This window comes from Mesorhizobium sp. M0954 (assembly GCF_040319155.1).
Taxonomy (GTDB): Bacteria; Pseudomonadota; Alphaproteobacteria; order Rhizobiales; family Rhizobiaceae; genus Mesorhizobium.
Genome location: NZ_JAMYNR010000032.1, coordinates 1 through 12,098, shown reverse-complemented (window position 1 = coordinate 12,098; position 12,098 = coordinate 1). Strand labels below are relative to the sequence as shown.

11 protein-coding genes are annotated in these 12,098 nt (G+C 60.7%); 3 read left to right on the top strand and 8 right to left on the bottom strand.

Annotated features, from left to right (window positions below; genetic code table 11):
- Positions 1-25: 25 nt before the first annotated feature.
- The 5 genes from NKH93_RS28715 to NKH93_RS28695 all read right to left on the bottom strand — a co-directional run bounded on the left by NKH93_RS28715 (position 26) and on the right by NKH93_RS28695 (position 5,863).
- A complete protein-coding gene (locus NKH93_RS28715; protein WP_352973967.1) occupies positions 26-877 on the bottom strand; it encodes a glycine betaine ABC transporter substrate-binding protein in 852 nt (283 codons plus the stop codon).
- 82 nt (positions 878-959) lie between these two features.
- On the bottom strand, positions 960-2,291 hold the full coding sequence (locus NKH93_RS28710; protein WP_352973965.1) for an NAD(P)/FAD-dependent oxidoreductase: 1,332 nt from the start codon (positions 2,289-2,291) through the stop codon (positions 960-962).
- The gene (locus NKH93_RS28705) at positions 2,288-3,805 is read right to left on the bottom strand and encodes an aldehyde dehydrogenase (protein ID WP_352973962.1); all 1,518 of its coding nucleotides are present in this window, start codon (positions 3,803-3,805) and stop codon (positions 2,288-2,290) included. The genes NKH93_RS28710 and NKH93_RS28705 overlap by 4 nt, the downstream gene beginning before the upstream one ends.
- Positions 3,798-4,709 carry a dihydrodipicolinate synthase family protein gene (locus NKH93_RS28700; RefSeq protein ID WP_352973960.1) on the bottom strand — a complete coding sequence of 304 codons (912 nt, stop codon included), beginning with the start codon at positions 4,707-4,709 and terminating at the stop codon, positions 3,798-3,800. Before NKH93_RS28700 ends, NKH93_RS28705 begins: the two co-directional genes overlap by 8 nt.
- A 467-nt stretch (positions 4,710-5,176) precedes the next feature.
- Positions 5,177-5,863, bottom strand: a complete 687-nt coding sequence (locus tag NKH93_RS28695; RefSeq protein WP_352973957.1) for a GntR family transcriptional regulator — start codon at positions 5,861-5,863, stop codon at positions 5,177-5,179.
- A 125-nt stretch (positions 5,864-5,988) separates the two neighbouring features.
- Between NKH93_RS28695 and NKH93_RS28690 the strand changes: the two genes are divergently transcribed.
- On the top strand, positions 5,989-7,044 hold the full coding sequence (locus NKH93_RS28690) for a GlxA family transcriptional regulator (protein WP_352973953.1): 1,056 nt from the start codon (positions 5,989-5,991) through the stop codon (positions 7,042-7,044).
- 238 nt (positions 7,045-7,282) lie between these two features.
- Here the strand turns inward: NKH93_RS28690 and NKH93_RS28685 are convergent, their stop codons facing one another.
- Together NKH93_RS28685 and NKH93_RS28680 are read right to left on the bottom strand one after the other, a co-directional pair.
- Positions 7,283-9,505: a relaxase/mobilization nuclease domain-containing protein gene (locus NKH93_RS28685; RefSeq protein ID WP_352973950.1), complete on the bottom strand. Its 2,223-nt coding sequence runs from the start codon at positions 9,503-9,505 to the stop codon at positions 7,283-7,285.
- A complete protein-coding gene (locus NKH93_RS28680; protein WP_352973946.1) occupies positions 9,502-9,909 on the bottom strand; it encodes a plasmid mobilization protein in 408 nt (135 codons plus the stop codon). The genes NKH93_RS28685 and NKH93_RS28680 overlap by 4 nt, the downstream gene beginning before the upstream one ends.
- A 407-nt stretch (positions 9,910-10,316) precedes the next feature.
- Here NKH93_RS28680 and NKH93_RS28675 point away from each other — a divergent pair, with 407 nt between their 5' ends.
- Both NKH93_RS28675 and NKH93_RS28670 read left to right on the top strand, forming a co-directional pair.
- Positions 10,317-11,057 carry a nucleotide-binding protein gene (locus tag NKH93_RS28675; protein WP_352974093.1) on the top strand — a complete coding sequence of 247 codons (741 nt, stop codon included), beginning with the start codon at positions 10,317-10,319 and terminating at the stop codon, positions 11,055-11,057.
- Positions 11,054-11,464, top strand: a complete 411-nt coding sequence (locus NKH93_RS28670; RefSeq protein ID WP_352973943.1) for a hypothetical protein — start codon at positions 11,054-11,056, stop codon at positions 11,462-11,464. Before NKH93_RS28675 ends, NKH93_RS28670 begins: the two co-directional genes overlap by 4 nt.
- 117 nt (positions 11,465-11,581) lie before the next feature.
- On the opposite strand, the gene NKH93_RS28665 is transcribed toward NKH93_RS28670, so the two are convergent.
- Positions 11,582-11,923, bottom strand: a complete 342-nt coding sequence (locus NKH93_RS28665) for a hypothetical protein (RefSeq protein ID WP_352973939.1) — start codon at positions 11,921-11,923, stop codon at positions 11,582-11,584.
- Positions 11,924-12,098: the final 175 nt, after the last annotated feature.

Sequence of the window (12,098 nt, the reverse complement as noted above, 5' to 3'; positions counted from 1 at the left end):
CGTTGGCGGCCCGTCGTTTCGATGATCACTCGGCCTTGATGTTCTCCCAGCGCTTCAGGAGATCGGTATGGCTGTCGGTCCAGGCTTTGATGGCCTCGTCCATGGTCTTGCCTTCGTTGACGGCGGAGTTGATCGAGGTGATGTCGGCGAGCGGGACGTAGACGCTGGCGATGACCTCGCGTGCGTGCGGATTGTCAGCCGAGAAACCCTTCTTGCCGATCCAGTAATAGCTCTGCGGCGGCGGGAAGATTGCCTTCGGATCCTTGAGGAACTTCACGTCATATTTCTGCATCATCCACGAGGGTTCCCAGATGGTGACAGCAATCCATTCCTTGCGGTCGGTTGCCGATTTGAGCGCCGCGGTCATGGCCGCGGTGCTGCCTTCGACGAGCTGAAGTTTCAGATCGTATGCCTTCACCGAGTTCGCCGTATCACGCATCAGACCCGATCCCGGCTCAATACCGACGATCTTGCCGCCGAACTTGTCGGCGTTGTCATTCAACTGGTCCATCGAGTCGATCGTCACGTATTTCGGCACCGCAACGCCCTGGAAAAGACCGTGCGAAACCGGAGAGATCTTCTCGAGCTTTTTTTTGTTCTTGTCCCAGTAGTCCTGGGCGACATAGTCCGTCTGCGAGGCGAGGATCTGGACGTCGCCCTTGGCCAACGCGGCGTAGGCGATGCCCCACTCTGAGAAAGGCACCACCTTCACGGTGTAGCCGGAATCTTCGAGCACCTTCTTGGTGATGCCGGTGATGGGGGTGAGGTCCTCCCAGGACATCGTGCCTATGGTAATGGTCTTTTCTTCCGCCTGCGCGGACAGCATGGTCATACCGACCATCGCGGCAGCGCAGAGCGCTTTCCACAACGTCTTCATTTTTACTCACTCCTTATTGTTGTTCCCATTCTCATTTGAAGACTTTGCGGTCGGCTCAGTCCTCATATTGCGCGGCGAGGGCTCATCCCTCGCGGCCTGCACGCAATTCCTGCAATCGGATCACGGTGTTGACGCCGAGCCATGCGAGCGGCTCCGGAGGGAGCCTGGCGGGCTCCGGCTGATCCGAGAATTTGTCGAGCATGTCCGAGTGGGTGCCGGTCGCCAGATCGGCGGCCATGACGCCCGCGAGCGTGCTTTTCACGGTCCCGAGACCGTTCTCGCAGCACGCCGAGTAGAGGCCCTCTTCTATTTCGCCGAAGGCCGGCACATGGTTGCGGCTGAGGCAAAGCCGCCCGGCCCAGACGTGCTCGAACGGCACATCCTTGAGGTCCGGAAACCTGGCGTCCAGGGATGTCCGCTGCTCAGCGCCAATCCCGGCCAAGCGCTTCTCGCCGACCTGGACGGTCCAGTCGTAGGTGAACCGGGTCCGGATCACGATACGCGAAGACCCATCTGATGTGATCTTCCTGACCGTCGCCCCCATCGGATCGGCCGGGAGTAACGCCCACCTGTCCTTGCCGGTGGACCTCGACGTGAAAGGGGCGGTCATCGATGCGTAGGTGAAGATGTGCATAAGGCGGCCGCGGAAGTGGCCGAAATCCTCGACGTGGCCATTGACGCCCAGGATGACTTTCGGAGCGGTCACACTTCCGTTGCGCGACATGGCCTTCCACATCCCGCTCCGGCGCTCCAGTTTGAGCACCGGCGAGTGCTCGAATATGTCGGCCTTCGATGCCAGCCCGGCCGCAAACCCGCGGATATAGTCTGCAGGTTGGATCATCACGGCGCCCGGCGTGTAGAGACCTCCCCGGTAGTATGATGAGCCGGTGATCTCCCGCATTTCGTCCGCATCCAGGAAGCGGTGCTCTTCGCCAATGCCAGCGAGCGAGTGGCCGTAGCTTTCGTTGAGCCTCATCCCGCGGTCTGTCGCCGCAGCATTGATCTTTCCCGATGGGTCGAAGGTGCGCACGGTCATGCCATATTCGGCGGCGGCATCGGCGGCGAAAGAGATCGCAAAACGGTTCTGAGCGATCTCCGTCCTTGTCGCAGTCTCACCGGCGACGGAATATTCGCCGGACGTCAGATTGTGCGGGACATCGATCATATAGCCGGAGTTCCGGCCCGAGGTCCCTTTGGCGATCTCTCCCGCCTCCAGCACGACGATCCGGTCGCCAGGCCGTAGTTGAGACAGCCGCCGCGCGGCGGAGAGGCCCGCGAAGCCGGCACCGATGATCAGCCAGTCGGCCGAAACGTCGCCGTCGAGCGTCCGGACGGGGAAGCTGCGTCTGCTGAGCGCCTCCCAGCCCGAGGTTCCGGATTCCGCCGGAAGACGCTTGACGACGATGTCGCTCATCTGACGGTCTCGTCGACAGAACGATCCGAGACGTCGATCCAGACCGTCTTCAATTCACAGTAGTTGTCATGGGCGAAGACCGACTTGTCGCGTCCGCCGAAACCGGATTCCTTGTAGCCGCCGAACGGCGTTGTCGCGTCGCCTTCGCCGAAGCAGTTGACGGTCACGACACCCGCCCGGATTTCGCGCGAAAGCTTGATCGCCTTGCGCAGGCTGCCGGTGTAGACGGACGCTGTCAGGCCGTAGTTCGTGTCGTTGGCGAGAGCCACGGCTTCGGCAAGCGAATTGAACGTCGTGACCGAAAGGATCGGTCCGAAGATCTCCTCCTGAAACAGGCGGCTCGAAGGCGTGACACCGTCAACGACGGTCGGCTCGATGTAGATACCCTTGTGCGTGGCACCGCCATGGACGACGGAGAGCTTTTCAGTCTTCACGTCGCCGAGGAACGACTTCACCTTCTCGAAATGGCTCTTGCTGACGAGCGCGCCGATGCGGTTTTCGGGATCGAGCGGGTCGCCGGTCTTCCACTCGCGCATATAAGCGCCGATCCGCTGGAGCAATTCGTCCTTGATCTTGGCGTCGACGATGAGCCGCGACGTGGCCGAGCAGTTTTCGCCCATGTTCCAGAACGCGCCGTTGACCACCTGTTCGGCGACGAGGTCGAGATCCTCAGCGTCATCGAGCACCACGGCCGGGTTCTTGCCGCCGCATTCAAGGACGACGCGCTTGAGGTTGGAGTCGGCTGCATAGTGCAGGAAACGGCGACCTGTCGGCGTCGATCCGGTGAACGCCACCATGTCGACGTCCATGTGCATGCCGATCGGTTCGCCGACATCCTTGCCGCCGCCCGTGACAACGTTGAAGACGCCAGCCGGGATACCCGCCTCATAGGCCAGTTCGGCAACACGAAGCGTCGTCAGCGTCGTTTCCTGGGCTGGCTTCACGATCACCGAGCATCCCGCGGCAAGCGCCGGGCCGATTTTCCAGGCAAGCATCAGCAGTGGAAAGTTCCAGGGCAGGACGCACCCGACGACGCCGACCGGTTCGCGCACGACCATGGTCAGCGCGTTCGAGCCCACGGGAGCGATGTTGTCATAAAGCTTGTCGATCAGTTCGGCATGCCAGCGGATGGTATGGATCGTGTCCGGAACATCCACGGTCTGGCATTCGCGGACCGGCTTGCCACTGTCGAGGCTCTCCATCACAGCGAGTTCGTGACGGTTATCCTCCAAAAGCTTCGCGAATTTGAGAAGTACGGCTTTGCGCTCACCGGGCGAGCGGAGATGCCAGCGGCCGTCGTCGAAAGCTTGCCTGGCCTTGGTCACCGCGAAATCGACATCGGTAGCGTCGCACGCCGCGATCTCGGCAAGTGTGTCGCCCGTCGCTGGATTGGTCGTCTTGAATGTCTTGGCTGAATTCGCCGGACGAAATGCACCATCAATGAAGGCATTGGTCGGAAATTGAATGTCCGCGGCGATCGCCTTGTATTCGGCAGCGGTCAAAAGGTCATGCATGATTTGCTCCCGACGTGATCTGGGCGACCGTGCGCTTCAAGGTGGCGACGACAGTCTGGAGAGTTCGCTTTTCTTCCGAATTGAGCGGGCGCAGCGGTGCCCGCACCGGGCCTGCCTTGAGGCCGATCAGTTCACAGCCGTGCTTGATCGATTGGACGAATTTTCCGCACTCCAGAAAATCCATGAGCGGCAGCATTGCGGTCATGATGGCGCGGCCCTTGTCGAAGTTCCTTTCGAGGACGCAGGCTTCGTAGAGCGCGACATGTTCGCGCGGCAGAAAATTGGAGCCGGCGCAGACCCAGCTCCTGGCGCCCCATGCAAAGAATTCGAGCGCCTGGTCATCCCAGCCGCAGGAAAGCGAGATGTGCGGAAACTTCCGGGCGAGCAGGTGGACGTTGCTCGTTTCACCCGAGCTTTCCTTGATCGCCACGACATTTTTTGATTTGCCGACGCGGGCGAGATAGTCCTCTCGCATGGTGATGCCCATGCGGGCCGGGTAGTTGTAGAGCATGATCGGTAAATTCGCCGCGCGGTCGACGGTCAGTGCGTGAACCGCGTTCTCGCGCTCGGTCGGCAAAGCGTATGGCGGGGACGATACGAGGATGGCGTCGGCACCGATCTCCTTCGCAGCCTTGGCATACTCGACTGAGTCTTCGGTCCTGATGGCGCCAGTACCAATGATGAGCGGGAGCCGGGTGCCAATTACCTCTTTGGCATAGGCGGCAAGATCGAAGCGCTCCTGGGCGCTCTGCGCGTAGTATTCGCCCGTCGAACCGCCGACGATAATACCGTGCACCCCGGCTTCGATGAGTGACTCGAGAACGGCCGCGAAAGCGGTGCGATCAATCTGCCCATCGGGCTCAAGCGGCGTCACCGCGGGGGTGTAGATACCCTCGAACTTCAAGTCATTCCTCCGTCGATGGAGTGGCCGTTTCTACGAATGCGCTTTTCGAGGCGCACGAAGCCGTCTGCGAACTTCTCACGCGAGAATTCTCAGTGCCCCGGACCCGTCGATCGCATTTGATGGCTGGAAAATTGCACACGGTCGCGGGGGAGTCAATGGATTGTATTATCTGCGTACACAATTTTTATATTTTGATAACACACTGCCTGCTCGCATGGGCAGAGCCTATGCGATTGCCGGGCAAACTGCCTAAGCGCACGAGTAGAAGCGGGCTCGTGGTAGAGGAGCCGCAAGACCAAAAGCAGCGAGAGCGAGCATTCCTCCTCGCACGCGGCGCGTTTCGAGCCCGTCCTGGACGGATCCTAGGCGATTTCAGCAAAAAGGGATGATCCTAACCCCAAAGGTTAGGCGCTGATCCTGAAAAGTCGAGGTCTTCGAATTTCGCCGGGTCGCTTACGGCGATGCGGTCAAGAATCGCCAACGAGGGCATCCGCCTTCAATCCTTGGGGCGCGATAAACATCTCCATGTTCTCGCGCGACAGTTCCCAGTGCTCGAACACGAGGTCCACAACGGCGTCCTCTTCGTGAGCGCCAATAGCAGAGATGAAGCCGTCATGGTGTTCGACTGCTGTCTCGAGCCGCTTGCGCATGTCAGCGTTGCGCGGGCGGAAGAAAGTGTGACCGATACGGGCGTGGTCTATCAGCAGCCTGCCGAGACTTGGCTGCAGATAGGCATTGCCGGACATCTCGCCGATGATCTCGTGAAACCTGTTGTTCTCGAGCACCATCGAGAGCGCGTCGCTGGACGCACTTGCCTTGCGGAAACGCTCCTGTGTGTCCTTCAGGTCCGCAAGCTGCGAGGGCTTGAAATTCTGGACGGCCAATCGGCCGATGGCAGCGTAGATCATGGGCGCGACCAGGAAAAAATGCCGAAGTGTCGAATGGTTCATCGGGACAACCCGAGCACCCCTGTTCGCGCGAATTTCGATGTATCCTTCGCCCTCCAGTCTGCGGAAGATTTCCCTGACCGGGGTCCGCGACAGGCCGTAGCGCTCGCTTAGCGCCACCTCGTCCAGATCCTCGTCAGGATCAAGTTCCATCGTCAGGATGCGACGCTTCAAATCGTCGTAGAGACTGCCCTTGCTGCCCTTCATTGCGCGCACCTTCGGAATGGTTCTGATAGTCAATGACATCTAGTACGGGAGGAAGAATCGCATGCGTTGGTAAGCGAGTCAACGGATTGTATTTTCTTGGTACACAATATATGGACAGATTGTCGATGGCTCACCCATCAGGAGGGAGACAGACGAATCCGTCCATTGCGGATCGAGCAACGCCCAAGGACAGCGTGAAAATGGCTAAGAGCTTTGCGTTTCTCCTGGTTCGCGACTTCACTCTGTCGCCGCTCTCGCTCTTCATCGATACGCTGCGCCTGGCTGGCGATGAGGGCGACCGGAGCCGCAGGGTCGAATTCGACTGGCAGATCGTTGGCGAACGCGGCCTGCCGATCAGGGCGAGCTGCGGCGTCGAATTGCTTCCGACGAAGGAGATCGGCAATCCCAAGGACTTTGACAACATCGTCGTGGTCGGTGGCTTGCTCGACACCAACCGTGCCCTCAGTTCAGAGAAAGAGGCATTCCTTTTGAGGGCCGCCGAGAAGGGAGTGCCTCTTACCGCGCTTTGCACGGGAAGTTTCGTGCTCGCCCGTTACGGCTTGCTGGATGGCTATAGCGCCGCCGTCAGCTGGTTCCACATCAAGGATTTTCGGACTGAGTTCCCCGATGTGAACGCGCATGCCGATAGTCTGTTTTCCGTCGACCGTGGCCGCTCGACTTGTGCCGGCGGCACGGGCGCGGCTGACCTTGCCGGCTATTTCGTGTCGCAATTCATCGGTCGGAAAGCGGCGGAAAAAGCCGCCAAGATCCTTGTCCTTGATCGTATTCGAAACACCAGGGACGTGCAGCCCGTCGGGGATCTGTTTCCCGAAGCGTCGAGCCGCGCCGTAAAGCGGGCCCTGCTGTTGATGGAAAGCAATATCCAGGAGAAAGTCTCGATCACCGAGATCGCAGGCCGGTTGAATTGTTCCAGGCGCCAGCTGGAGCGTCTTTTCGGGACTGAACTGGGCGTCAGCCCGATGGCGGCGTATCTCGCGCTGCGGGTGCATTATGCGAAGTCCCTGCTGGAGGACAGCGACTTGCAGATAGGCGAAATCGCGTACCGATGCGGTTTCGAAAATGCCGGGCATTTCAGCCGGGTATTCCGTCAGCAGACCAGTATGACGCCTACCAATCTTAGGCATCCGACCCGCTCGGCCAGCAATCCCGCCAAAGATTGATCATCAAACGCTGGGAAGGGAATGTGCACCTCGGGTGCGTAGTTTGCTAAGTCGCCGATGTCTGCTTCTGGCGCAACCGCGATCCCATCTGTCTCACAGGACATGTCTGTTTTCGGGCAATCGCAAAATTGAACTCTGCGACCGAGTTTGCGCATTGCTGCCATCCAGCCTGATCATTCTGTAACGAATGCGCCGTTTCAATCGACCACCGCGCGAGGACGCTAGCTCGCCCCTCTTCTCAACGCTCGTAGTCGTTGTCGTTTGAACGCTGGGTCTTGCGGTCCTGCTCTTCAGCCTGCTGAGCCTTCTGCTTGTTCGCGTCCTTCTGTTTGGCTCTCATCTCCTGCTCGGTGCCGGTGCGCGGCTGTTCCGGCTGGCGGGAATCGTCCGTTGGAAGGTCTCGCCCTCGCGCCTCGCGCTCGGGGGTCGGCTCGTCACCACCACCACGACGCTGCTTCTGCCGCTCGAATTGCAGCCGCGCGAGGCGGTCGTGCATCTTGTCGTTGACCTCTTCACGATACTGTTCGAACTGACCTTGGTTCGCCGGCGGCAGCGTCTCGCGCATGTTGTCGAGAGCCTGATTGACGCGGGCCATCTGACGCCGCATTTCCAAGGGGGTCTGCGCCATGTCCAAATCTCCTATCAGTGCATTCAATTCTCTCATACCGGGATGGGACAGAAAAGACTTCTGCCCCGATTGATCAGCTCCGCGATCCGCGGCAGGACCTGGCTGCCCCTTCCCTGTCCGATCCCGACCGAACTGAAGAATGTTTTTGCTGATCGACTCGGCCGCCGTGAGCGCCTGGCCAACCACACCGACTGCGCGCATCGTCGTCACGGTCCTTTGCCACGCGGCAGCGATTGCATCGCCGTTCACGACCAGGGATTGTGCATCCAAACGGCGTTGCCGCTTGGCCTCCACTCGCTCGATCGTCCTGGCGCTGACCTGATAGCGGGGGTCGCTCTGTGCCCGGCTATAAGCCCCGGCGTGCTCCTTCGTGAACGGACGCGTCATCGCATGGTCCATACGCCGCGTCGCTACCATCGCAATGCCGTTCTCGCGTGCCTTTTCCGCAAAGCTCTCGCGCCAGGCTGCGAGATCCGGCTTGTAGAATTTCAGGCGCTCGCCATCGGCTGACCGTGCCTGCACCATCGCATGGATATGGACGTGCTTGGTGTCCTTGTGATGCGCCAGGACGAACTTGTATCCTGGCGCGCGCTCCTCGAGCACGGCGCGCGCCGCGGCCATGACGGCGTTGGCATCGGTGCCGGCTCTTGCCGAGAAAAGCAGGTGATAGGCATTGCGCCGCTCACGCCCCGAAAATTGCGGGCGCCATTGTTCATAGACCGCAGCCGCCGCCTTCGTGGAATTCTTCACCCCAGGCATAGGCTCGCCATTTGCGTGGCGGACTTGGCTGTGGGTGCGGATGAACTTCTGCACGAAATATTTCGCTTTGGGTTCACGGCTCACGGCCGCCGTTACCTCTGCCTTGGCTACCACGCCCGCCGCGCCCATTGCTTCAGACAAGCGCGCCTCGATCTTGTCGAGCGCCTTGCTGCGCGAATTCTCCCGCCCGCCGGCAAGGACTTTCGCAAGCGGTCCAGCCCGCTCATCGGTGTGTGCGTAAACTTGCACCGTCTGTCCGCCCCGTGCATAGATGAACGGTTTCGAACCGAATGCCTTGTTCAACGCCTCACTCAAGGCGGCATCGGTGACCTCGCCGGCCAGCTCGAAACGAACCTCCAGAAAATTGGTGTTTTCCAAGGGCGGTTCGAACGTCTCGCAAAACGTTTCCAGGAACGCCTTTCGTGCGCCGCCTGTCGCAAGGATCTGCCCATCCTCGTCGAAAATCTCGATGTCGTGTTTCTCGCCTTTTTCGTCCTCGCGCCTGCCGATGTAATTGAGCAGCCGAGCGGCGGCTTCCTTGGTCGATGGCGGATTGGGCATGACCTTAAAAACAGCAGGCTGCGCGCCCGCCGCATAGCCTGCCCGTGCCGCCACGGCCCGCGCCTGATAGCCTGCCCGCGCCGCTCGTCCTGTACCGCTCGAGCGACCAGCACCACGGCCGCGCCGCTTCCAGTCTTCTTCCTCCTCTTCCGGCCGGAAACCGGCGAGCGTGACGCCATAGACCATGATCGGCGCGCTGGCGGCCTTGGGCGAACTCGCAGCAGCAGTGGACTTCGGTGTCCTGCTAGACATGGAGCTCACCGCCACTCCTGTCCCTCCCGGCGAAGAACGAGCGGCGCTCCTGCCGCCACCTAGCGCCGAGCCGGCTTGTCCTTGCCCGAGGCGTCCGCCGCCACCGGTCCCCTCATAACTCTTCATCGCCTGGAATTCACCGGCCGCGCGTCCGGCGGCCGTCTGAGATTTGTCCTCGTCCAGGTCGTCACGCTTCACGCCGGACTCGCCCCGCAGATAGCGTTCGATTTCGGCCGCGTAGCCGGCAAGACGACCGCTCATGGCCTGGCCTCCCTCGCCTTGCGGGAGCCCCCAGTCATCGCCTTCAGTTCCTCGCGGAACTGCCGCACGAGGTCGCCCACGGCGATCAGCGCCTGCTCAAGATTCTCATCAGAAGAAATGCGGCCGTCGTTCATGGCACGCACGGCCTGATTGAAATTGACGCCGACGCGCCGCAGCTGATCGGTCATCTCCACGATCGCCGGCCGCAACGCCTCTGACGCGACAGGCAGATGCCCGGCCTCTGCCCGCACTAGACGCCGCACGACTTCGCTGACGGTCACGCCGTCCCGCTCCGCAATGGCTTTGAGGCTGGCCAACTCGTCAGCCGAAAACCGGATGTGCGTCACCTCGCCATAGCGTCGTGACGCACTCTTCACCGCGGCTTTCTGGGCGTCTGCATCCATCTCTCAAGCTCGCTTGCGGGCGCTAAGGCCCGCCAGGGCCGCGCCGCCTATTTTGTGTGTATCACAAAATAGGCTATCCTGCCAAGGAGAATAGAAAATACGAGCGCACGTCTTCTCACCCAACGCAATTGCCAACGGCACGGTCCGACAACCGCAACGTCGAAAATGTCTCCATCGCGATTTGCTTTGATGTGTCCAAGATGTGTTGAAGACTTGTTTCCATGTTAACATGGTAACACCAGAGCGCGGTCCGCAATGCGGTCAACCGGCCAAACCCCTTCCTCACTGATAGCAGCTGCGCAATGTCTGCACCCCGAGCGGGCCTTACGGCGCGCGCCTGGGTTGCCAAACCGGTTCGCCCCGTTGACTATGTCACCCCGTTTCGACTGTGATTATTCCATGTGTCCATGATGACTTGTTTCCATGTTAACATGGAAACAAGGAGCCCACGCCGGAAGGAGGCCCTCATGATCATTTCCGCTGCGATCCCCAAGGGCGGCACTGGCAAATCGACGATGCTGCGCGCCCTCGCATCCGTCGCGCTGCATCGGGGCTATTCGGTCACTCTCATCGACGGAGACCGGCGGCAGAACATGAACCGCTGGTTCCAGATGCTGGGTGACGCCGGCAATCGCCCTGACAGGCTGCAACTGGTGAGCGCGATGACCCCGCAGGAAATCCTTGGCGCCGCAGCCATTCACAACGGTGAACGCTCCGTTGTCTTGATCGATACGGAAGGGACCACAAACGACAACCTCATGGCCGGGCTCTTCGCGGCCGATATTGTCGTCGTGCCGGTCTATTTTGCCCTCGACGATGTGACCGCCGCCATCCAGATCACCGACCACTACATTCCGCTGGCGGTCGAGAGCCGGGGTAAACCGCTGCCTGCGATATTTGTGCTGACCAAGCAGACCATCATCGATGGCAGGGCGCGAGCCCTGACCGAACTGCGCGCCATCATCCAGGCCAACGGCACGCCGATTGCAGAACACGTCCTGCATAATCGCGTTGCCTACCGCGACCTTCAGACCGGGCAGACGCTTTACAGTCCCGCGGTGCCTGACGCGAAGGCGATTGCCGAGAGCGAAGGGGTCTTCGACGACCTTCTGCAAACCTTCATCGAAGCCACAAGGAACGCGGCATGAGCGAAGAACCCGCACCGAAACCCGGTGACGACAAGAAAGCCCGCATGATGAAGGCGATTTCCACGCAGCCGCCGGCACTGCCGAGCATGTTCATTTCATCACCGAAAAATGAGGGGCAGAAGCTGGAGCCAAATGCCGGATCGGCCATGCCGCAGACGCTCGAGCCGGCATCGGGTGCAACGCCTGACTTTCGCAAGCTGCTGCGGCAGGGTCAGAAAAAGGATCCCATCGCCGGCAAGAAGATACGCGAGGAGGAGATGATCCGCTGCGGGTACTACCTGACGGCTGCGGAGCAGCGACAGTTCAAGTTGCTGGCGATCAGCAACGGGCACAGCATGACCGAACTGCTGCGAAAGGCTGTCCAGGATTATATCCGCATTCATAAGCACAAACTGCCGAAGGAATAATCGGCGGTTTGGAGTCTCCATCGCATGCTGTGACGGGTGATGTTCGTGGCTCTTTGCGACGCGCAAAAAAAGGGCCCGGGACGGAGTACTCCGTCCCGGGCCCTTTTTTGCGTTTGCCTACTTGGGTTGGTCGAGGTGTTTCAGCAACTGACCGAGGATGCCGTCCCGCTCCGGACGCGCGCTTGCTGCCGCTTTGTCGTCGACCAGCATTGCGGCTAATTCGGGCGGCAGCTCCATGAAGTCGTAGCCGTGTGAGATAGCTGCATGGCGAAGATCCTCAAGCGATTCGAAGGGGCGATCGCGGGTGCCAAGCCAGAGCGCGGGCTCGTCAGTTTCTTCGTGCGGGAACGCTTGCAGGAAGTAGGTGCGAAGTGGTGGGTCGTAGCCGATGACTGCGTCTGGATCCGAGCGGATCTGTCTGGTGACGGTGCCAGTGACAGTGATGGTGTAACGGCTCATTGCAACCTCCTTTTTGCCGGTGGGGAGCCGGGGGGCGGGGGGGGGGGGGGGGCCGGGCGCGGCGGCGGGCCCGGGGGGGGCGGGGCACCCAAGAGGATAAAATAATCGGGCCGCCCCCGCCCGGGGGGGGGGGCCCGCCACCCCCGGCCCCGCCGCACAAAAGAAAGAGGAAGGT